We start from the raw sequence: 21753 nt of genomic DNA, 5'->3' as shown, positions 1-21753 counted from the left end.
ACCGGAAGCGCGCCTTCAGCCTTTGCCGGCAGCGCAAAACCCTGACATTCAGGTGGGATTTCCGTTAGATTCCGGCACCCATGATTTGGTCGACCTGCTCGGCTAGGAGTTGATCCATAGAGCGGGATGGCTCCGAACAGCCGGCTTCACCGACCACCTTGGCCGGCACGCCGGCCACCGTCGTCTTCGGCGGCACTTCCTTCAGCACCACCGAGCCGGCAGCGATGCGTGAGCAATGGCCGATCTGGATATTGCCGAGGATCTTGGCGCCGGCGCCGATCAGCACTCCATGAGCGATCTTCGGATGACGGTCGCTGCCTTCCTTGCCGGTGCCACCGAGAGTGACGCCGTGCAGGATCGAGACGTTATCGCCGATAACGGCCGTTTCGCCGACCACCAGGCCGGTCGCATGATCAAGGAAGATGCCCTTGCCGATGCGCGCAGCCGGGTTGATATCGGTCTGGAAAACGCTGGAGGAGCGGCTCTGCAGATAGAGCGCAAAATCCCGGCGACCGCGATTGAGCAGCCAATGGGCCAGACGATGCGTCTGCAGGGCGTGGAAGCCCTTGAAATAGAGGACCGGCTCCATGAAGCGCAGGCAAGCCGGATCGCGGTCGTAGACGGCCTGAATATCGACGCGCAGGATCGAGCCCCATTCCGGCCAATCGGCCAGCATTTCCTCAAAGGTCTGGCGCAGCAGGATGCCCTGCATGTCCGGATGGTCGAGACGTTCGCAGATGCGATAGATGACGCATTCTTCAAGCGACCGGTGATTGATGATCGTGGAATAGAGGAAGGCGGCCAGAAGCGGATCCCGCTCGGCGGCCGCGCGTGCTTCCTCGCGCACGCTGCCCCAGATGGGATCGACGACCTTTACCGGCCCCACGCCTTCAACCTGGCGAATGTCCGTTGCTGCGACCATTGACGGTCTCCTGATTTCCTGTCGGTGAAACATTATATAGAGTAAAACTCCGGCAACATAAATGGGTTCGGCGCGCATGAGTTTTGAGCATGATTTTGCTGGCGGTTTCCTGCGCGCTACGTGCAGCGACGCCATTGGCACTCTCACCATCGATAATCCCGACCGCAAGAACGCCCTCACTGCGGCGATGTGGCGCGCCATACCCCAGGCCATTCGCCTTTTGACCGACAAGGCACATGCGCATGTGATCGTCATCCGCGGCGCGGCGCAGGATTTTTCGACCGGCGCCGATATCAGCGAATTCGACAGCCTGCGCAAGGATGCCGAAACTGCTGTCGCCTACGAGGCGCTGAACAGCGCCGCCTTCACCGCGATCCGCCATTGCCGAGTACCGACGATCGCGGCGATCCGCGGCATCTGTTACGGCGGCGGCTTTGGCATTGCCGCCGCCTGCGATCTGCGTGTCGCCGAGGAAGGCGCGCGTTTCTCGGTGCCAGCCGTGCGCCTCGGCATCGCCTACCCTGCGGACGCGGTGCAAGACATCGTCAACGCGCTCGGACCGCAGATGGCCAAGGTCACGCTTTTCACCGGCGCACCGATGTCGGCCGGCAAGATGGTCGCGGCCGGCTTTCTGTTGGAAGAGATCGCAGTCGACGCATTCGACGGCGAAGTTTCGGCTCTCGCCCGCGCGATTGCCGCCAATGCGCCGATCGCACTGCATGCCTCGAAGCTCGCGGTTCGTGCCGTGCTCGAACAGGATAGCGACCTGCTGCGCGAGGCGGAGGTGATCGGTGCCGAGACCTTCGACAGCGCCGACTATGCCGAGGGCCGCGCAGCCTTTGCCGCGCGGCGAAAACCGCATTTCACCGGGAAGTGACTTAATCCATCAATTCGCCAGGCGTTGGTAGAATTCCAGGACAGCCTGTTTGAATACCTTGTCGCCGACGGCGAGCATGTGGTCCCGGTTCGGGATATCCAGCGCCTCGGCATGCGGCATCAGCGCCGCGAGTTCCTGCGGCGAACCGGCAATGTCATCTTTGGTGCCGACGCCGATTAGGGTCGGCGCCTTAATCTTTGCCGCATCTTCCTTGGCGACCAGATCACGCGAGCCTCTGATACAGGCGGCAAGCGCCTCACGGTCGCTCTTGTTCTGATCGGCGAAGGCGCGGAACATGCGGCCGCGCAGATGCGTGACATCGTCAACCGATGGCGCCAATAGCGCATCGGCGATCGGATCCCAATCACCGACACCATCGATCATGCCGATGCCCAACCCGCCGAATACGAGCGAGCGGACACGATCGGGATGGGCCATCGCCAGGAAAGCCGAGATGCGCGCGCCCATGGAATATCCCATGATATGGGCCTGCGGGATGCCGAGATGATCGAGCAGCGCAACCGCGTCTTCCGCCATGACCCAAGGACGATAGGCCTCGGCATCATAGGCTTTGTCGCTCAAGCCGTGGCCCCTGTTGTCGATGGCGATGACGCGGTAACCAGCCTCGCCCAGCGATTTCAGCCAGCCCGGATTGACCCAATTGGCAATCGCGGTCGAGGCAAAACCATGAATCAACAAGACCGGCGCGCCATTCGGATCGCCCTCGTCGAAATAGGCCAGCTTGAGCCCGTCATTGGTGAAATAGGAAAAGGCAGGACTATTCAAATTCATGGCAAGATCTTCGTGAACATCGTCTCTTTGCTGCGGACCTTATTTTATCGACAATATCAGGTGAACCCCGCGCTTGCGAAAATCTGTGCGCCGAGCCGGACTTTCGCACTACACAATCGGCGAGAAGGATTATAAAGAGGGGCAATCAAGTCTGGCGCAACATTCATGCCATCTAGGCAAGACGCATTCGGAGATCATCATGGCCGGCCACAATATTCCCCACTTCCAGAACGACGGCGGACACCGCGTTATCGAGATCGGCGTGAAGGAATTCATGTGCACCGGCGCCTCGGTCCCCTACGACCATCCGCATATCTTCATCGACATGGGCGATGAAAGCGAGAAGGTCTGCTCCTACTGCTCGACGCTCTATCGCTACAATCCGTCGCTGAAAGCGGACGAAACCAATCCGGCCGGCTGCGTCTTCCACTTCAAGGCCGCTTGATATCCCGAGAGCGGATCGGACATAGCTGAATGCCGATCAAGACCGCCGCGATCATCGGTGCCGGAATAGCCGGCCTTACCGCGGCGCTGGCGCTGGCGAGGCACGGCATTCGTGCCGCTATTTTCGAACAGGCCGAAGCACTGACCGAGGTCGGCGCCGGCCTGCAAATTTCTCCCAATGCATCCCGCATCCTCGACACGCTCGGCGTGCTCGATACTCTCCAGCCTGTCTGGCTGGAACCGACGGAAGTGCGGCTGGTCTCCGGCTCATCCTTGCGGCTGATCGCATCCGTACCCTGCGGCACCTTCGCCAGGAAGCGCTGGGGCTCTCCCTATGGCGCCGTTCATCGCGCGACGCTGCAAAAGGCGCTTCTCGATGCGGTGACAGCCAATCCGCTTTGCACGCTGCATCTCGGCCACGATATCGATAGGATAGACGAAAACGGATTGAACGAGATCGGTGGCATGGACGTGGATCTGATCGTCGGTGCCGATGGCGTCTGGTCGAAGACGCGCGCATTGGTGCCCGGTGGCCCTTCGCCGCATTTCTCCGGTAATATCGCCTGGCGTTTCATCATCCCCGAGGCATCCGCCCCAAGCGTACTCGACAGATCGAGCGTGACGGCGTTTCTCGGTCCTTCGGCACACCTCGTCTGCTATCCGATCAAGGAACATGCCGCCTTCAATATCGTGGCGAACATCTCCGGAAGCACTTCGGGCCATGATTGGAGCGCCGCCGGCACCAAGGCGCAACGCGAGCATCTTCTGCAGCGCTTCTCAGGCTGGAACGATGCCATCACGGCAATGCTCGAACGCCAGGAGCAAGCCACCTTTTGGCCGCTCTACGAAGCGAGCGTCGGCCGCTGGCACAATGGCAAGGATGTCATATTAATCGGCGATGCGGCGCATGCGATGATGCCCTTTGCGGCCCAAGGTGCCGCCATGGCAATCGAGGATGCCTTCGAACTTGCCGGCATGGTGGCCTCACGCCCCCTCGCCGAAGCGCTCGATCTTTTCGAAAAGCACCGTATGCCGCGCATTGCGCGCCTGCGCCAGCGCGCCGCCTTCAACCAATTTGCCTATCATGCTCGCGGACCGGTGCGACTAGCCCGTGATTTTGTTCTCTCCATGCGTCCGCCGCAAAGTCTCGCGGCGGACCTGGATTGGATCTACGGCTATCGCGCTATCGGCTGATCAGGCCTCTTTCGCTGCAGCGAGACCCTTTTCGATATCGGCCTTGATATCGGCGACATCCTCAAGACCGATCTGCAGGCGCAGGACCGGCCCTTCCGGCGGCGCCTTGCTAATGCGCCGGTCGTTGAGATTGACGTGCAGTGCGAGGCTCTCGAAGCCGCCCCAGGAATAACCCAGACCGAAAATCCGCAGCGCGTCGAGGAAGGCGTGCGCCTTGGCCCTGAATTTCTCCGGACGGTCGACGGCCAACACAAAGGAGAAGATGCCGCTCGATCCCTTGAAGTCGCGCTTCCAAAGTTCATGACTTGGGAAGCTTGGCAATGCCGGATGCAGCACGCGCGCGATGTCCTCGCGGCTCTCGAGCCACTGCGCTATGGCGAGCGCGCTTTCCTGATGCCGTTCCAGGCGCACGCCCATGGTGCGCAGGCCCCGCAGCACTTGATAGGCATCGTCCGGCGCGCCGCAGATGCCGAGCTGGATATTGGCTTCCCTCAACTGGTCCCAATGGGCCGCATTGGCGGATACCGTTCCCAGCAGAATATCGGAGTGCCCAGCCGGATATTTCGTTGCCGCATGAATGGAGATATCGACCCCATGATCCAGCGGCTTGAAATAAAGGGGCGTTGCCCAGGTATTGTCCATGGTGACGACGCAGCCATGGCGATGAGCGACGGCCGAGATCGCGGGAATATCCTGCATTTCAAAGGTATTGGAGCCCGGCGCTTCGGTGTGCACCAGCCTGGTGTTCGGCTTGATCAGTTGCTCGATGCCGGCGCCGACCAACGGGTCGTAATATTGGACCTCGACGCCGAGACGCTTCAGCATGGTATCGCAGAAGATACGCGTCGGCCCATAAACCGAATCGACGATCAGGGCGTGGTCGCCTGCGGAGAGAAAGCCAAGGAAAGGCACGGTGATCGCCGCAAGCCCGGAGGGCACCAGGATCGTTCCCGCTGATCCCTCCAGCGCATCGATAGCGTCGCAAAGCGCATCGGTCGTCGGCGTGCCGCGCGTGCCATAGGTATATTTCTGATCGCGCGTCTCCATGGTTCGCGCATTCGGAAACAGTACCGTCGAGGCATGCACGACCGGCGGATTGACGAAACCATGGAAATCGGAGGGCGAATTGCCGATGTGGGACAAACGCGTGTTGATGCCGGCGTTTTGCAGCAATGTGTCTTTGTCTTTCATGTCTGGGTATGCCTTTGGCGCTGTGGGGACTTCGATTAGTGGCTGCCAAGCCCGGCGGGGTCAACCCCGAGCGATCCAGCGAATCCTAATATTAGGTATTAGCTAAAATACCGGAATGGCGGAATAAATACGTCATTTCCGCGCAGTTTTTTGGCAAAATGCTGCCCAAATAGAAGCCAACCGCTCGCTTTCGAGCCGAAACAGATGAAAACTCCGAATTATTTCTCAATAATTTAGGCGGCGTCTTGACCGGAAATGCATTTGCGACTGTGATAGAACCACTCGCACCGGGAGAGTGAGGAACACGGTTCTCCGAGAGCCTGCTTCGGGAGCGATACGCTTTAACTATAATAGACAAAGGTTGGGAAAGATGAAAAAGATTGCTCTGTCCGTATTCCTCGGAGCGGCAGCCTTGGCATACACCGCTTCTGGCGCGTCGGCTTCGACGCTCAGCGATGTGAAGGCCAAGGGCTTTGTTCAATGCGGCGTGAATAGCGCCCTTCTTGGCTTCTCGCAGCCCGATGCCTCTGGCAACTATGCCGGTTTCGACGTCGATCTTTGCAAGGCCGTCGCTGCGGCTGTCTTTGGCGACGTAACCAAGGTAAAATACACCCCTCTTAGCGCGAAAGACCGCTTCACTGCACTGCAGTCCGGTGAAATCGACCTGCTTTCTCGCAACACCACCTGGACGATCAACCGCGATACCGCGCTCGGCCTCAACTTCCGTCCGGTTACCTACTATGACGGCCAGGGCTTCATGGTTCGTAAGGAACTTAACGTGAAGTCGGCTCTGGAACTCTCCGGCGCGGCCGTTTGCGTTCAATCCGGTACGACGACCGAGCTCAACCTCGCCGACTACTTCAAGACCAACAATCTTCAGTACAATCCGGTGGTCTTCGACAAGCTCGAAGAAGTCAACGCCGCTTACGACTCCGGCCGTTGCGACGTTTACACCACCGACCAGTCCGGCCTCTATGCCCTGCGCCTGACCCTGAAGAACCCTGACGACAACGTCGTTCTGCCGGAAATCATTTCCAAGGAGCCGCTTGGACCGGCCGTTCGCCAGGGCGACGACCAGTGGTTCGATATCGTAAGCTGGACCGCTTATGCTCTGATCAATGCCGAGGAATTCGGCATTACGCAGAAGAACGTCGACGAGATGAAGAGCTCGGCCAATCCGGACATCAAGCGCTTCCTCGGCGTCGAGCAGGGCTCGACCATCGGCACCGACCTCGGCCTGACCAACGACTGGGCCTACAACGTCATCAAGGGCGTCGGCAACTATGGCGAAGTCTTCGACCGCAACATCGGCGCCGGCAGCCCGCTGAAGATTCAGCGTGGCCTGAACGCCCTCTGGAACAAAGGTGGCATTCAGTACGCACCGCCGATTCGCTGAACCGTGATCGTATGACATTGGGAAAGGCGGCTCGCCGCCTTTCCTCCCTTAAGAAAACAAGCCCGAAACGGGCATAGAGGGGAAAAAGTCTGCATGGCAATTACAATAAATTCGCCCGAAGGCGAACGCTCGTCCGGATCAGCGATCAATAATCCCAAAGTCCGAGGCCTGGTTTACCAGGTTCTTACCGTCATAATTCTGTTGGCACTCGTCGGGTTCATCATTCACAACACCGTCGAAAATCTGCGTGCGTCGAACCAGCCTTTTGGATTTGCTTTTCTCGGCGGACGCGCCGGTTTCAATCTCGGCCAAGCGCTGATTCCATTTTCGAGCGATTCCACCAACATCCAAGCGCTCATCGTCGGCCTGCTCAATACCGTTCTCATCGCAGTATCAGGTATCATTGCGGCGACAATCATCGGCTTCATCGTCGGCATCGGCCGGCTTTCGCACAACTGGCTGATCGCGAAGCTTTGCCAGGCCTATGTCGAGCTGTTCCGCAATATCCCGCCGCTGCTCGTCATCTTCTTCTGGTATAGCGGCGTTCTGGTGCTGCTGCCACAGGCGCGCGAGGCTGTGCATCTACCGTTCTCGAGCTATCTCAGCAATCGCGGCCTTGCCTTTCCGAGCCCGATTTTCGCTAGCGGCATGTGGGCTGTCGGCATCGCGATTGTGGTCGCCATCGTGGCCATATTCTTCATGGCCCGCTGGGCGCACAAGCGCCAGGCGGCGACTGGTCAACAGTTTCACACCATCTGGGTGTCTGTGGCCATATTCATCGCCTTGCCGCTCCTGACCTTCTTCGCAGCCGGCATGCCGCTGTCCTTTGACTATCCGGTCGCTGGCAAGTTCAATCTGACCGGCGGCTCTGTCATTGGGCCGGAATTCATCTCGCTGTTCCTCGCGCTTTCCTTCTACACCGCCTCCTACATCGCCGAAATCGTTCGCGGCGGCATTCGCGCCGTGGCCAAGGGGCAATCGGAAGCGGCCGGCGCGCTAGGGCTTCGCGCCCCAGCCATCACCCGGCTCATCGTCATTCCCCAGGCAATGCGCATCATCATTCCGCCGTTGACGAGCCAGTATCTCAACCTGACGAAGAACTCCTCGCTCGCGATTGCGATCGGCTATGCCGATCTGGTCGCCGTCGGTGGCGTCATTCTCAACCAGTCCGGCCGCGCGATCGAAGTCTTTGTGATCTGGATGGTCATCTACCTTGCGCTGAGCATAGCGACCTCCCTGTTCATGAATTGGTTCAACGCCAAGATGGCTTTGGTGGAGAGATAAGATGTCCAACGGAAGCCAAAGCTTTGTAAGCAAAACAATCCTTCCGCAACTGCCGGCTCCATCGAGCGAAAAAGGCGTCGTACACTGGCTCAGAAAAAATCTGCTGGCGACGCCGAAAGACGTGGTTCTGACCATCCTTGCGATAGCCTTCCTCGCTTGGGCCGTTCCGCATATTGTCAACTGGCTGTTCATCCAAGCCGCCTGGAGCGGTGCCGATCGCACCTTCTGTGCGACCACCGTGCAAGGCGGAACACAACCGGATGGCTGGAGCGGCGCTTGCTGGGCGTTCGTCCGGGCGAAGTTCACCATCTTCATGGTCGGTCTTTACCCGCCGGAAGAACGTTGGCGGCCGGCTCTCGTTGCGATTATCACCATCATCCTGTTTGTGCCGATGCTGATACCGTCGGTGCCGAGAAAAGGATTGAATGCCATCCTGGCATTCATCGTGCTGCCGATCGTCGCATTTTTCCTGCTTTACGGTGGCTTTGGTCTGGAGGTCGTGGAAACGCAGAAATGGGGCGGCCTCATGGTGACGCTGGTCCTTTCCTTTGTTGCGATCGTAGTCTCCTTTCCGCTCGGCATTATGCTTGCACTCGGACGGCGTTCGAAGATGCCCGTCATCCGAATGCTGTCAGTGCTCTACATCGAAATCATCCGTGGCATTCCGCTGATCACGGTATTGTTCATGGCCAGCGTCATGCTGCCGCTCTTCCTTCCGCAGGGCTGGACGGTGGACAAATTGCTGCGCGCCGTGGTCGGTGTCTCGATGTTTACCTCGGCCTACATCGCCGAAGTTATCCGCGGCGGTCTTCAGGCTGTGCCGAAGGGCCAATTCGAAGGTGCCGATTCGCTTGGTCTCGGCTACTGGCAGAAGATGCGCTTGATTGTTCTGCCGCAGGCGATCAAGCTGGTGATACCCGGGATCGTCAACACCTACATCGGCATGTTCAAGGACACGTCGCTGGTGTCGATCATCAGCATGTTCGATCTGCTCGGTATCGTTCGTCAGAACTTTTCCGACCCGAACTGGGCAAGCGCCGTGACGCCGATTACGGGACTGGTGTTTGCCGGTTTCATATTTTGGCTGTTCTGCTTCAGCATGTCGCGCTATTCAGGCTTCATGGAACGCCATCTCGATACTGGCCACAAACGATAAAAACCGAGGGAAAAAATATGGCTGACGCCCAACCAAAAAAACTGACCATTTCCGACACGGAAGTCGCGGTTGAAATGATCAACATGAACAAGTGGTACGGCGATTTCCACGTACTGCGCGACATCAACCTGAAGGTCATGCGCGGCGAGCGCATCGTTATTGCCGGGCCTTCCGGCTCGGGCAAGTCGACGATGATCCGCTGCATCAACCGCCTTGAGGAGCATCAGAAGGGCCAGATCATCGTCGATGGCGTGGAACTCACCAACGATCTGAAGAAGATCGACGAAGTGCGCCGCGAAGTCGGCATGGTGTTCCAGCACTTCAACCTCTTTCCGCATCTAACGATCCTGGAAAACTGCACGCTGGCGCCGATCTGGGTGCGCAAGATGCCGAAGAAGCAGGCGGAAGAAATCGCCATGCACTTCCTCACCCGCGTCAAGATTCCGGAACAGGCAAAGAAATATCCTGGCCAGCTTTCCGGCGGTCAGCAGCAGCGTGTGGCGATCGCCCGTTCGCTCTGCATGAACCCGAAGATCATGCTGTTTGACGAGCCGACCTCGGCGCTCGACCCGGAAATGATCAAGGAAGTGCTGGATACCATGGTGGGTCTGGCCGAAGAAGGCATGACCATGCTCTGTGTCACCCACGAAATGGGCTTCGCCCGTCAGGTTGCGAACCGCGTGATCTTCATGGACCAGGGCCAGATCGTCGAACAGAACTCACCGAAGGAATTCTTCGAAAACCCGCAGCACGAACGTACCAAGCTGTTCCTGAGCCAGATCCTGCACTAAGCGGACCATGCGATGATCAAAAACCCGTCGGCTGTGACGCAGCCGGCGGGTTTTTCAATATGTAGGTCGGAATTGCGACGGCGGTTACGATTAACCATATTGACACTCCACGCAAACCAGAACATTGTGTGAACAAATCAGGGCGAGCACAATGGCATCCGGCGAAAAGTTTATTATCCTTCCCTATAAGAAGAACCGCGGAAATCTGGTGCCGGGAGAAATGCGGCAGGCGTCAAGCGCCGCCAGTGCCGAAAAGATCGCCCTTTCCATGGCCGCGCGTTTCGTCGGCGTTGCCGCCTATGCGGTCATGGTCGACGAAGAGACCGGCGACATGACGTCCCCTCGCCTCCTGGCACGGCACGGCGAGATCGCCGACCTGAACGCCGCCTGACCGAATCATCGTCCCGAAGGCGTCCTGTCTCAAGCGCGCTTAACGCAAAGGTCGGCGACCTGAATATAGCCGTAGCGCCCCACTATAAACCCGATATACTGCCGCCGGCTGCGTGGGGATGCAGTTTGTAGTCATTGGGGGGACGAGACGGGACGTGAAGAAAAGCGACAGGATAATCGCTGCGCTGGCGTTTCTCGGCGCGGCAATCATCGTCGTAAGAGTGATCGGTGCAGTGGCCGGTTATGACCTCATCGACATGGCAGTGAATGCAACCAGACCGGCGGATGCTGGCGGTTGGCCAATGGAGACGCGTTTCTAATCACGACCTGGCAGACCACTGTTAATCTTTATCTATCGTGTGCCTTACAGAACAGATTGTTACTCGTCTTAGCTCGCCGCCCGACATATTTTAGCATTCACTCCAATAGCAACCCTGTCGTTTGATTACGGATTGGCGCATATTGGTCATGAAAGTGATCTGTCGCGGGGGCGTACTGTGGATAGAAAGCTTGCAGCCATCCTTTCGGCTGACGTTGTCGGCTTCAGCCGTATGATGGCGTTTGACGAAGAGGGGACGATACGGGCGCTGGACAAGTGTCGCGAAAAGATCGACAGCCTTGTGAAAGAACACGGCGGCCGCATTTTCGGCTTGGCCGGTGACGGTATCATGGCCGAGTTTCCAAGTGCCGTTCAGGCGGTTCGCTGTTCGGTGGAAATTCAACGCAACCTCGCAGATCGAACTAACGATGTTGTAGATGACCGCCCGCTGGAATTCCGTATTGGCATCAATCTCGGCGATGTCGTGGTAGCGGGAGACGATCTGCTGGGTGACGGCGTCAATGTGGCTGCGCGATTGCAAGGGATCGCAGTCGCGTCAGGGATATACATTTCCGGATCAGTCCGAGAGCATATTGACGGCAAGGTGCCGTTTAGGCTGACTAGCCTCGGCAAGTATGCTTTGAAGAACCTTCCCAAGGCCATTCCCGTTTTTCAGGTGAATTGGGATACGGCGGGGTTGGCAAGGAGTGGCATTCCGTCTCGGTCGTCGGTCGCCAAAGATATCTCTGGGCCACCGATTATCGCCGTGCTCCCGTTCGACAATCTGAGTGCAGACGACCGATGGGAACGGCTTGCCGCCGGAATATCCGCTGACATCATTGCCGACCTCGCGCGATATCCCGACCTTGCGGTGATTTCCCGTCAAACCATGGCTTTGTACAAAGGGGGACAGAACGACTTCCGATCAATCAGGTGCGACCTGAAAGCTGACTACGTTCTTGAGGGAAACCTGCAAGCAGCCGGACAGCACGTCCGGATTTCAGTACAGCTTGTCGATGCCTGCAGTGGAGCTAGCCTCTGGACGGCTCGATACGATCAATCGGCCGATGACCTGTTTACGATGCAGGACATGGTCACCGAGAACGTGGTCAACGTTCTTGGTACCTGTTGCGGTAAACTTCTGGGATTTCGACGGGATGTTGTCCGGCGTAAGAAACCAGCCAGCCTGCAAGCATATGATTGCTACCTCCTCGGCCACGAACAACACGACCTGTTCACGCGCGCGTCTAACGCTGAAGCAATCCGTTTTCTGTCCCGCGCAGTCGAACTCGATCCAACACTCGCAAGAGCCTGGACCATCTTGGGGCTCGCATATTCCTCAGGGGTCTATAACGGTTTTGCTAGAGATAATTCAGCCTGGATACAACGCTTTGAAAGCTGCATCGAACAAGCCTTGGCGCTCGATCCGGATGACACCGCGGCTCGGCTTTGCCGCGCCAGCTTCCGAGCTTTGCAAGGGAACTTCGAAGCCGCGTTGGACGAGCATAGCCTCGTCTTACAGGCATACCCAAATGATGCCGACACCCTTGCGCTGCTGGCCGGAAACTTAGCCCTAGTGGCCGGTAGTCCGGAGCAGGCCTGCGAACTCTCGCGGAGAGCCATCCGCTTGAACCCCCACATTCCCTGGTATTACGGTATGCTCGGCCGCTGCTGCTTTATCGCCGGATTCTACAGAGAGAGTGTGGCGGCACTCCATCACGCTCCACCACAAGCGCCTGCCACACTCCTGTTTTTGTCTATGGCCTTCGCGATGTTAGAGCAGAAATCTGAATCGGCAAGGTTTTCCGCCTGTCTGCATGACAGCGCTCCCGGCTTTTCTGCCGAGATATTCATAGAGGGATATCCGGTCACCAATCCTCCGGCGCTTGCAGCAATCAGAAATGGTGCATTTCGCGCGGGATTAGCCATTCAGTAGCCGTGCCATATCGTCGCACACAGCGTCGTAAAATAGGTTGAAACCCACCAAAAATCACATAACGCATTGTTTAATGAATGCCCGACCTGAGAGATAGGTGACGTTTTGTACCGGAGACATGGGTGACACTTTTCGCTTTGGCGGGAGGTGTTGATGCCGTGGAGAGAGACTTCGGTTATGGAGGAACGTCTTCGATTTGTCGCCCGTCTGCTTGAGGGCGAAGGCATGAGCGATGTGTGCCGTGCGTTCGGCATCTCGCGCAAGACCGGTTACAAGATCTTCAACCGTTACAAGGACGAGGGGTTGGAGGCACTGACGGATCGGTCACGTCGGCCGGTGCGCTATGCCAATCAGTTGCCCGAGCCGGTCGAGGCGATGATCGTGCGGCTCAAGAAGGACAAGCCGCATTGGGGTGCGCGTAAGATCCGCGAGTTATTGGTCAGGAAGCTTGCCGGCGATATACGTGTGCCCGCCAAAAGCACGGTGCATGCCATTCTCGACCGGCACGGGCTGGTCGCTCATGCCCGCAAGCGGCAACGCCATCGAGCCGAGGGAACGGCCTTATCCCAGGCGCTCATGCCGAACGATCTGTGGTGCGCCGACTTCAAGGGCGAGTTCAAACTTGGCAATGGCGGATACTGTTACCCGCTGACGGTGACCGACCAGGCCTCGCGTTTCCTTCTTGCCTGCGAAGCCTTTGAATCAACGCGCGAGCAGGGCGTGTTCGAGGCCTTCTGCCGGCTGTTTGCCGAGCGCGGCCTGCCGCTCGCCATCCGCAGCGACAACGGCTTGCCGTTTGCCTCGCCCAACGGCCTCTACAATCTGTCCAAGCTGTCCGTTTGGTGGCTGAGACTCGGCATCGTGCTCGAACGCATCAGGCCAGGCCATCCGCAAGACAACGGCCGGCACGAGCGTATGCACCTGACGCTGAAGAAAGAGGCTACCCGTCCGCCCGGCAGAAACATCCTGCAGCAGCAGGCCCGCTTCGATGCATTCGTCAGCGAATTCAATACCGAACGGCCGCACGAGGCACTGAACATGAGAACGCCGGGCAGCCTCTATGTCTCATCATCGAGATCCTATGAGGGCCTGCCGGAGATCAATTACCCCTTCCACGACAGGGATGCGCTCGTCACCAACTGCGGCCGCATCTGCATGCACCGCAAGAAGATCAATATCTCGACCGTTATGGCAGGACAAAAACTCGGCATCAAAGAAGTCGACGACGGCATTTGGCTCGTCAGCTTCATGCATTATGATCTGGGATATATCGACCTGGAACAGAGGACCTTGCAAACCATCGACAACCCGTTCGGCACGAGGTTGTCACCCATCTCTTAGGGACAAACTGTTACCTATCTCTTCGGTATGGACAAGAAGGTTTTTGGCGACCCCTGCAGGATTCGAACCTGCGACCACCTGCTTAGAAGGCAGGTGCTCTATCCAGCTGAGCTAAGGGGCCTGAAAGCCAAGCCGCCGCGAACTGCCCGCGGCTGGCAACACATGCCTGAAACTTCCGTCAAACTCAATAGGCAGCGAATTCGACGTGTGCCGGATCAATGGGTCCAGGGCTGGATGCGATTGAAACGGAAGTTATCGGTATAGGAAACCACCTGGCGGTTGGCGTCCTTGGGAGCGAGAACGCGGTATTCGATGCTGTTGCGCTGGGCATAGGCCTCGGCCTGCTCCTGCGTCTCGAAAGTCAGCTTGAGCTGCTGGCGCGTATCGGCCGACGATGTATAGCCCATGATCGGATCGATCTTGCGCGGGATTTCCTGGTCGAATTCCAGAACCCACAGATGGGTCTTGGCCTTGCCGGATTGCATGGCGGTTTTTGCGGGACGGTAAATCTTGGCAGGCATCGCTGCAGCGCCTCCGGATAAGCGGGACAGTCCCGCCTTTGCTTCTCTCGTCTTCGCCCGGCCCCATGAAGGCTGAGCATTGTGGGATTTGCTTAGCCGCGAATCCCTTTGTTTTCAAGCAAAAAGGCGGGCTGCCCAAGCTTCACTTAGGCGACACCGTCGCGTTCGACTTGTGACCGCGGACAATCCTGCTTGGAATCGGAGATGGATCGGCATGCTGATATCAGCATGCCGATCCCAGTCTCTACAGATCTGATCAAACCGCGTTTCTCAGCGGAGATTCACGCGTCTGCTGTGTAGCGATTGCGGAAGCCGAAGCGCCGGACATGTTCTCGAAGCAGAGATCAAAACCATACATGTATTCGATCTCGACCCCAGGCCACCAGATTCCACCGCCGTCAAAGGTGCTTATGATTAGAGTTCCCCCATTATCGAGATTGCACGTCAAGACGGGTTCGTCCCCCGGGGTCAGTTGCCAAGTTCCCGACTGAGACATGTTATTGCCGTCAAGTGGATACCCGGTCATCTTTATCGTGACCGAGCAAGTTACTGGCGTTAACGAGATCTGGATGTAAATGTCGCCCGTTCCAGACCCGATAACGGGGGCTTCCCACTGAAAGCCGCCCGAGAATGTCAAGGTATCGCTGCTTAGCGAAACTGTTGGGATCGATCCATTGTCACCTTCGTTGTTGAGACTGTGCCAGGCAACGTCCCTCCAGTCGAACCGGCCGGTAGCGCCGTTCGCTAACGTCGGCACCATCGGCGGCATGTAGACTTGGGTGTTTGACGTCCAGATCACGCCCTTGGACGTGTCATAGTAAACGAGGTTAGCGTCGGCCTGCACCGCAAGGTACGCTGGTGAGGAGCTCTGCGTGTTTGGACTCCACATCACTTGGCGCGGATTAACGGATTCGTTGTAGATCACGAGATTGCCGTCGGTCTGAATAGCGAAGACAAATGGGATGTCATCGTCTGTATTCGACGACCATATCGCGTAGCCCTGGAAAGTTGAATTTGGCTTCGGCGGCGCGCCATCGACCTGGTAAAGCACCAGATTGCCGTCGGTCTGCATTATCAACACGTACAGATTATTTGGGCTTATCGCCCATTGGTTCAATTGCATGGTGGTGCCGGCAGGTATCTCACCATTGGGAGCCGCGATCTGACCCGCGACTGGAACAGTCACTGCGTTCATCGAAATATCCTCCTTTAGATGCGCGAGTGAGGAATGCACCAACGCGTTCAATTTTGGCCGCACTCACGCGCCATCCCTGGCGACTGAGCGCTTCCTTCTCTCTCCTGATTGAATGGTTGGAATCATCATCTCGACCGAGGCCGAGCATTCAAAAACACGCCTGATAAGCACTATTCATTAGCAATGCGAATACAACATAATACTAATTAGCTATTTGACAACCCAGAGTTTTTAATTTTCTCGGTTGGCATCATATCTTCTGCGAAGATAACTCATTCGAGCACGCTATGTGGAAAGCTGTTATCATTTGGCATTTACCTACAAGAAATGCAGGAAAATGATTTTCAAGGATTCGCGTCAGCGCTCATTAAGAAGGGACGCAAATCTGGACGGCGCGCCGATGCACACGGGTCGACATACAAAGAATGTCGCGTAGAAAGTGCGCATTTCGTCCTTGTACTCTCATCCGCAACAGGCATGAGATCTTGCATCACAACGGAATCGAATTCGAACCGCTGCGGCTCGCCAAACAAAGAGGCACAGGTATTTCACAGGGAAAACATGGTCGGAGTGGAGAGATTCGAACTCCCGACCCTCTGGTCCCAAACCAGATGCGCTACCAGACTGCGCTACACTCCGTACCCTCACGCATAATCTCTTTGAGGAGACCGCGTCGTCCCGCTTTGCAGAACGAGTGCGGAGATACACGGTTCATCCTCGTGCTGCAACAGCTAAAATGGCGTTGAAGCTCCGATCCCCGGGGAAAATCTACTTGCCGAGTTTTGCGGAAATCGTAGCGCTCGTCACCTTGTCGCCGACGGCAAGGCCGAGTTTTCTTGCGATGCCGCCGTTCAGCTCGATGACGTAAAGCACTGACCCGCCGGAGCTGATGATCGTTTCAGAATAGGGTACGGCGTTTTCCTGAATGTGCGTGACGACGCCACTCCTGTCCAGGAAAAGCATATCGAGCGGTAGCACGGTATTCTTCATCCACATCATGACCGGGCGCGGCGCACCGAAATCGAAAAGCATGCCGTGATCGTCCGGCATGCTCTTGCGATACATCAGGCCGAACTCGAGCTGCGGCTCGGTCAATGCCAATTCCACGGTGAACTTGTGCGTTACGCCCTTGGCCGTTTTGATCGATAGCGGCTCCGAATCGAACGCCATCGATTTTTCGCTGGCCGCTTGCGCGGCAAAGGCGGGAGCGGATGCCCCGACAAGAAAAAGCGCCACGATGGCGCTCTTCAAAACAGCAGAAAACATAACTCTGGTGGTCATATCAATGCGGCCGCGTCACCGGGCTTGGCGCATCCGGATGGATCTCTGCCGCCATCAGGCCCTTCTCACCCGGCCCGAAACGGACAAGGACTACCTGTCCCGGCCGCAACTCCGCCAGACCGAAACGACGCAGCGTTTCCATGTGCACGAAGATGTCCTCTGTGCCCTCACCGCGCGTCAGGAAACCAAAGCCCTTGGTGCGGTTGAACCACTTGACCAAGGCGCGCTCGAGGCCGCTTGTCGCAGTGACCTGGACATGGGTGCGCACCGGCGGCATCTGCGACGGGTGCACGGCGGTCGACTGGTCCATCGAGAGGATTTTGAAAGCCTGATAGCCACGTTCACGGCGCTGAATCAGCGCGACGATGCGCGTGCCCTCGAGAATGGTCTGATAACCGTCGCGGCGCAGGCATGTCACATGCAACAAAACGTCCTGCATGCCGTTATCCGGAACGATGAAGCCAAAACCCTTGGCGACATCGAACCATTTGACGACGCCGGAGATTTCGATGAGCTCGACGGCTTCGCCCGACATCTCTCCGAAGTCGACGATACCCTTCGATGAAATTCTGTCACCCATCTTAGCCAACCCTCGATTACGCGTCACACTGTTACAGTTAACTGATTCCTTGAAATCAAGATTAACATCTTGGTAACGGAAAAGCGCAAGTCCTAGTTTTCGTTTATTCCCATCCGTAGATTAGCGCGCCGAGTCTTGCCTGAAGCTGGTGTCTCGTTTCAGATCGTCTCAGCACAAACATTAGAGAGGAAACAGAATGCGTTATCTTCACACCATGGTCCGCGTTACCGATCTCGACGCCTCACTACACTTTTATAGCACTCTCTTCGGCCTCACCGAAACCCGTCGCTACGAAAACGAGAAAGGCCGTTTCACTCTCGTTTTCCTTGCTGCCAGCGAGGATGTAGACGCATCCCGAAGCAGCGGCGCGCCCAGTCTGGAACTCACCTACAACTGGGACCCTGAAGAGTATACCGGAGGACGGAACTTCGGTCACCTCGCCTATGAGGTCGATGACATCTACGCAATCTGCCAGAAACTTATGGACAATGGCATTACTATCAACCGGCCGCCCCGCGATGGTCACATGGCTTTCGTGCGGTCTCCGGACGGCATTTCCATCGAGATCCTGCAGAAGGGTGCCGACCTTGCTTCGGCCGAGCCCTGGGCTTCGATGCCCAATACCGGCGCCTGGTGAGGCGCTAGCTTTCGCGAGGCTTACGGCGCGCGCGGAGCCACCGGTTTCGCGCTTGCCGGCCGCACCCGCTCTCCGGCATGCTTGGACGACTCGAAGCATCATGCATCGGATTTCGCGCGGTCATCGTTCCCAGTAGGAAGCCGCTCGACATCATCGTCCCTCGCAAGAGGCCGTTCCGGTGCCAACTTTTAAGCGGGGAACGTCCTTTGTGCGATCGGCAGATTCTATCCGGCAATAAAAAGCTCGCAAGCACTATTGCCATCGCCATGTCATTTTTGATGCTCGCCGGCTGCGCGACGACAGGCAGCAAGCCGAAACAGGCAGCCGAGGTCGAGCCGAAGCCCAATGCTGCCGAAGAGCTCGCCGACGCTCTCAACACCAAAGCCGACGCGAAACGGCAAAAGGGCGACGCCTATCGCGATCCGCTGGTACACAGCGTTCACGGCGCGCATCCGCAGATGGTAGCTGAAGCCACGGGCAATCAATCCTTTTTCCCGCCGGCACCCGCCGGGGCAGCGCCTGTGGCAACAGACGCGCCGGCCGGCATGGCCGGCCTGGTGACGCAGCCGACCGCGGTCAATGCCAATAGAAGCAGCATCTATTCGACGCCCGCGCCGATTGCCGTCAATCCGGATGGAACGCTGGCCACCCAGCCGGGTGGCGGACAGCCGCAGGGACCTAGTCCGATCATGCGCAGCGTCTACAGTATGCCGCCCAGTGCGACGCAGAATGTCACGCCACAACAGGGCAATGGCGGCATGCCCGTCGACCAGACATCCGAGGCGGTCATCCCTCCGCCCGTCATCCGCAACGCCGCCAACGCGTCGGGAAGCCCGATGAGGCCGACAGCGGACGCCACGCCCTCGAAAATTTTGCCCGCCCGCGGCTCCAGTGCCCGCAGAATCGACAGCAAGGAAGCACTGATGCTGGCGCATATCGTTGCGTCGAAGGGCCAGGGCCAGGATGGCAAGCCGCTGATAACCCAGCCGCAGAGCGGATCGGGGTTCTAAACCGGTCCCATCTGCAAACTCCCGCAACATGCTGTTAAGGCGAGCTTATTCAAGCTTCGATGCGCCGTTACGCTTCTGTCATTTTTTCCAAGAAAAAGCGAAATAGACGCTTGCGGGAATGAAATCACCCCGCTATAAGCGCGCCACACAACAGCACGCGCCCTTCGTCTATCGGTTAGGACGACAGATTTTCATTCTGTAAAGAGGGGTTCGACTCCCCTAGGGCGTGCCACTGTTCTTCCTCTCCTACAACAATGAGCTACCTTCCGCTTGCGGTGGCTTTGCGCTATTCCTATATGGTCGCAAGCGCAGCCTGCGCCCTTCGTCTATCGGTTAGGACGACAGATTCTCATTCTGTAAAGAGGGGTTCGACTCCCCTAGGGCGTACCAATCGGACCCACCACGAACTTTTCCACAAGTACCTCGAAAAATTCGCCCTTACCCGTAGATTTTTCTCGATTTTCCGCTTGCGGGAACAAAAGGTGCTGACTATAAGGGCGCCACAGCACGCGCCCTTCGTCTATCGGTTAGGACGACAGATTTTCATTCTGTAAAGAGGGGTTCGACTCCCCTAGGGCGTGCCACTGTTTCCCTTCCCTAAAGCTCTGATTCTTCATCATTAACGCGACAGTTTCCGTGCGCAGCTCATGGCGCCTTGGCGGCATCCATGACACGCAACTGGACACGCCTTGCGCCCTGCCAATGGTCGGCGCCGAGGGTGCCGGCGATGTGGATCTGGGATCCGCGGGAGGAGAGCAGCAGCTCGCCAAGGGGCGTTTCAACGGCGCGGAAGGCGATGCCGTCGAGGCGGCCACCGTCCTGGGCCTCCAGGGTGATCTTGATATGGGATTGGCCGACCAAGCGCGAATCGCGCAGGCGGTGGCTCGGAAGAGCGAAGATCGGCTGCGGATGGCCGGAACCGTAGGGGCCGGCAGTTTCAAGCTGATCGACCAGCTCCACCGTCGCGCCGCCAGCACCGAGAGCACCGTCTATCTTCAGCGTTTCGTTGGCGACGAGGCCGGCGACTTGTCTCTCCGCCTTCTCCGTGAAGAAGGCCCGGAGTTTGCCGAGATTGGCGCGCTCGACCGTCAGACCCGCCGCCATGGCATGACCGCCGCCCTTGACGAGCAGGCCAGCATCGACGGCAGCGCGCACCATGCGGCCCATGTCGAAACCGTTGATCGAGCGACCGGAGCCAGTGCCTCGCCCCATCGAATCAAAGGCAATGGCAAAGGCGGGGCGGCGGAACTTATCCTTCAGCCGAGAGGCAATCAGGCCAACGATGCCGGGATGCCAGCTTTCCCGTGCCGTGACGATAACGGAGGCTCCGTCGCCGTTGCCGTATTCGGCCAGCGCTTCAGCTTCAGCCTCCTGCAACATGGCGGCTTCCATCGCCTGGCGTTCGCGGTTGAGCTCGTCCAGCCTCTCCGCGATCGTCTCGGCCTCGGAGGCAACGTCGAGCGTCAGCAGCCGGGCGCCAAGCGCGGCATCACCGATACGCCCGCCGGCGTTGATGCGCGGGCCGATCATGAAACCAAAGTGATACGGGCTCACAGGGCCGCCGAGCCCAGCTTTTCGAAATAGGGCGGCCAGGCCGGGATTGCCCTGATGGCGCGCGGCGATCAGGCCCTTGACGACGTAAGCACGATTCAGCCCTTTCAGCGGCACGACATCGCAGACAGTTGCCAGCGCGACGATATCGAGCCAGGCAAGCAGGTCGATGGAGCGCACACGGGCATCGCCAGCCTCGCGCAACTGCCGCAGGGCCGCGACCAGAACCATAAAGACAACGCCGGCAGCACAGAGATGTCCCTGCCCCGATAGATCGTCCTCTCGATTCGGATTGACCAGCGCATGGCAAGGCGGCAGCTCATGCGCAACCTGGTGATGATCGATGACGACGACGTCGATATTGCGGGCCTTCGCCGCTTCCAGCGATTCGAAGCTGGTGGAACCGCAATCGACGGTAACGATCAGCGTTGCGCCATTATCGATGAGCTGGTTGATGGCAGTGGGATTCGGGCCGTAGCCTTCGAAGATGCGGTCTGGGATATAGATGCTGGCCGGCACGCCGAAATGGGTGAGAAAGCGGTAGAGCAGCGCCGAGGATGCCGCGCCGTCGACGTCGTAGTCACCAAAGATCGCAACCGTCTCGCCCGCCTTAACGGCGCGCAGGAGACGTTGTGCTGCCTTCTCGCAGTCGGTCAGCAGATGGGGGTCTGGCATCAGGCTGCGGATCGTGGGGTCGAGGAAGGCCATGGCCTCTTCGAGGCCGACGCCGCGGCCGGCGAGAACGCGGGCAATCAGATCCGGCAGCCCGTGCGTTTGCGCGATGGCCAGCGCCCGATTCTGGCCGGCCTGGTCGAGCCGGGAAATCCAGCGATTGCCGGAGACGGAGCGTTCGACGCCCAGAAATGCCCGCTGCACAGGATCTGCCGGCTGTTCCACCATCTCTCCCAGAATTGGAAGACCCGTTCCGATTTACCGGAGCGGGCC

21 protein-coding genes and 5 tRNA genes are annotated in these 21753 nt (G+C 58.1%); 16 read left to right on the top strand and 10 right to left on the bottom strand.

The window, feature by feature from the left end:
• Nucleotides 1–64 precede the first annotated feature (64 nt).
• Nucleotides 65–922 carry a serine O-acetyltransferase gene (gene cysE, locus PH547_RS00805; RefSeq protein WP_104822966.1) on the bottom strand — a complete coding sequence of 286 codons (858 nt, stop codon included), beginning with the start codon at nucleotides 920–922 and terminating at the stop codon, nucleotides 65–67.
• A 76-nt stretch (nucleotides 923–998) separates the two neighbouring features.
• Between cysE and PH547_RS00800 the strand changes: the two genes are divergently transcribed.
• Nucleotides 999–1799: an enoyl-CoA hydratase-related protein gene (locus PH547_RS00800; protein ID WP_104825084.1), complete on the top strand. Its 801-nt coding sequence runs from the start codon at nucleotides 999–1001 to the stop codon at nucleotides 1797–1799.
• Nucleotides 1800–1808: 9 nt separating this feature from the next.
• On the opposite strand, the gene PH547_RS00795 is transcribed toward PH547_RS00800, so the two are convergent.
• On the bottom strand, nucleotides 1809–2591 hold the full coding sequence (locus PH547_RS00795) for an alpha/beta fold hydrolase (protein ID WP_104822965.1): 783 nt from the start codon (nucleotides 2589–2591) through the stop codon (nucleotides 1809–1811).
• Nucleotides 2592–2790: 199 nt separating this feature from the next.
• On the opposite strand from PH547_RS00795, the gene PH547_RS00790 reads away from it, so the two are divergent.
• On the top strand, nucleotides 2791–3036 hold the full coding sequence (locus PH547_RS00790; protein ID WP_028755005.1) for a zinc-finger domain-containing protein: 246 nt from the start codon (nucleotides 2791–2793) through the stop codon (nucleotides 3034–3036).
• A gap of 29 nt (nucleotides 3037–3065) precedes the next feature.
• Nucleotides 3066–4229, top strand: a complete 1164-nt coding sequence (locus tag PH547_RS00785) for an FAD-dependent monooxygenase (protein WP_104822964.1) — start codon at nucleotides 3066–3068, stop codon at nucleotides 4227–4229.
• Here PH547_RS00785 and PH547_RS00780 read toward each other — a convergent pair whose 3' ends face one another.
• Nucleotides 4230–5420 carry a cystathionine beta-lyase gene (locus PH547_RS00780; RefSeq protein ID WP_104822963.1) on the bottom strand — a complete coding sequence of 397 codons (1191 nt, stop codon included), beginning with the start codon at nucleotides 5418–5420 and terminating at the stop codon, nucleotides 4230–4232.
• Nucleotides 5421–5790: 370 nt separating this feature from the next.
• Between PH547_RS00780 and PH547_RS00775 the strand changes: the two genes are divergently transcribed.
• The 8 genes from PH547_RS00775 to PH547_RS00740 all read left to right on the top strand — a co-directional run bounded on the left by PH547_RS00775 (nucleotide 5791) and on the right by PH547_RS00740 (nucleotide 14033).
• Complete coding sequence (locus tag PH547_RS00775; RefSeq protein WP_104822962.1) at nucleotides 5791–6816, top strand: amino acid ABC transporter substrate-binding protein; 1026 nt, start codon at nucleotides 5791–5793, stop codon at nucleotides 6814–6816.
• A gap of 93 nt (nucleotides 6817–6909) precedes the next feature.
• Complete coding sequence (locus PH547_RS00770; RefSeq protein ID WP_104822961.1) at nucleotides 6910–8100, top strand: amino acid ABC transporter permease; 1191 nt, start codon at nucleotides 6910–6912, stop codon at nucleotides 8098–8100.
• Nucleotide 8101: 1 nt separating this feature from the next.
• A complete protein-coding gene (locus PH547_RS00765; protein ID WP_104822960.1) occupies nucleotides 8102–9256 on the top strand; it encodes an amino acid ABC transporter permease in 1155 nt (384 codons plus the stop codon).
• Between the two features lie 17 nt (nucleotides 9257–9273).
• Complete coding sequence (locus PH547_RS00760) at nucleotides 9274–10047, top strand: amino acid ABC transporter ATP-binding protein (RefSeq protein ID WP_104822959.1); 774 nt, start codon at nucleotides 9274–9276, stop codon at nucleotides 10045–10047.
• Between the two features lie 151 nt (nucleotides 10048–10198).
• On the top strand, nucleotides 10199–10438 hold the full coding sequence (locus PH547_RS00755) for a hypothetical protein (protein ID WP_104822958.1): 240 nt from the start codon (nucleotides 10199–10201) through the stop codon (nucleotides 10436–10438).
• A 154-nt stretch (nucleotides 10439–10592) separates the two neighbouring features.
• Nucleotides 10593–10757, top strand: a complete 165-nt coding sequence (locus PH547_RS00750; RefSeq protein WP_199773544.1) for a hypothetical protein — start codon at nucleotides 10593–10595, stop codon at nucleotides 10755–10757.
• 177 nt (nucleotides 10758–10934) lie between these two features.
• Nucleotides 10935–12692, top strand: coding sequence for an adenylate/guanylate cyclase domain-containing protein (locus PH547_RS00745; protein ID WP_104822957.1), 1758 nt, complete (start codon nucleotides 10935–10937; stop codon nucleotides 12690–12692).
• Between the two features lie 153 nt (nucleotides 12693–12845).
• Nucleotides 12846–14033, top strand: coding sequence for an IS481 family transposase (locus PH547_RS00740; RefSeq protein ID WP_104822956.1), 1188 nt, complete (start codon nucleotides 12846–12848; stop codon nucleotides 14031–14033).
• A gap of 44 nt (nucleotides 14034–14077) precedes the next feature.
• On the opposite strand, the gene PH547_RS00735 is transcribed toward PH547_RS00740, so the two are convergent.
• The 6 genes from PH547_RS00735 to PH547_RS00710 all read right to left on the bottom strand — a co-directional run bounded on the left by PH547_RS00735 (nucleotide 14078) and on the right by PH547_RS00710 (nucleotide 17610).
• Nucleotides 14078–14154: transfer RNA gene (locus PH547_RS00735), tRNA-Arg, on the bottom strand.
• A 94-nt stretch (nucleotides 14155–14248) separates the two neighbouring features.
• Nucleotides 14249–14554 (bottom strand): ETC complex I subunit, encoded by a 306-nt coding sequence (locus PH547_RS00730; protein WP_104822955.1) that lies wholly within the window; start codon nucleotides 14552–14554, stop codon nucleotides 14249–14251.
• 256 nt (nucleotides 14555–14810) lie between these two features.
• A complete protein-coding gene (locus PH547_RS00725) occupies nucleotides 14811–15749 on the bottom strand; it encodes a hypothetical protein (protein WP_104822954.1) in 939 nt (312 codons plus the stop codon).
• 562 nt (nucleotides 15750–16311) lie between these two features.
• Nucleotides 16312–16388, bottom strand: a tRNA-Pro gene (locus PH547_RS00720).
• A 129-nt stretch (nucleotides 16389–16517) separates the two neighbouring features.
• On the bottom strand, nucleotides 16518–17030 hold the full coding sequence (locus tag PH547_RS00715; RefSeq protein WP_104822953.1) for a DUF192 domain-containing protein: 513 nt from the start codon (nucleotides 17028–17030) through the stop codon (nucleotides 16518–16520).
• A gap of 1 nt (nucleotide 17031) precedes the next feature.
• Nucleotides 17032–17610, bottom strand: a complete 579-nt coding sequence (locus PH547_RS00710; RefSeq protein WP_028753855.1) for a cold-shock protein — start codon at nucleotides 17608–17610, stop codon at nucleotides 17032–17034.
• Between the two features lie 196 nt (nucleotides 17611–17806).
• Between PH547_RS00710 and PH547_RS00705 the strand changes: the two genes are divergently transcribed.
• From PH547_RS00705 to PH547_RS00685, 5 genes are all read left to right on the top strand, one after another.
• On the top strand, nucleotides 17807–18247 hold the full coding sequence (locus tag PH547_RS00705; RefSeq protein ID WP_104822952.1) for a VOC family protein: 441 nt from the start codon (nucleotides 17807–17809) through the stop codon (nucleotides 18245–18247).
• A 266-nt stretch (nucleotides 18248–18513) separates the two neighbouring features.
• On the top strand, nucleotides 18514–19257 hold the full coding sequence (locus PH547_RS00700) for a hypothetical protein (protein WP_245463955.1): 744 nt from the start codon (nucleotides 18514–18516) through the stop codon (nucleotides 19255–19257).
• Between the two features lie 157 nt (nucleotides 19258–19414).
• Nucleotides 19415–19489: transfer RNA gene (locus PH547_RS00695), tRNA-Glu, on the top strand.
• 83 nt (nucleotides 19490–19572) lie between these two features.
• Nucleotides 19573–19647 (top strand) — tRNA-Glu (locus PH547_RS00690).
• Nucleotides 19648–19766: 119 nt separating this feature from the next.
• Nucleotides 19767–19841 (top strand) — tRNA-Glu (locus tag PH547_RS00685).
• A gap of 61 nt (nucleotides 19842–19902) precedes the next feature.
• On the opposite strand, the gene recJ is transcribed toward PH547_RS00685, so the two are convergent.
• Nucleotides 19903–21708, bottom strand: coding sequence for a single-stranded-DNA-specific exonuclease RecJ (gene recJ / locus PH547_RS00680; protein ID WP_104822950.1), 1806 nt, complete (start codon nucleotides 21706–21708; stop codon nucleotides 19903–19905).
• Nucleotides 21709–21753: the final 45 nt, after the last annotated feature.

It is taken from the genome of Rhizobium cerradonense (assembly GCF_030182455.1).
GTDB lineage: Bacteria > Pseudomonadota > Alphaproteobacteria > Rhizobiales > Rhizobiaceae > Rhizobium.
Note: the sequence above shows the minus strand (reverse complement) of the source record. Positions and strands in the feature narration are given on the sequence as shown.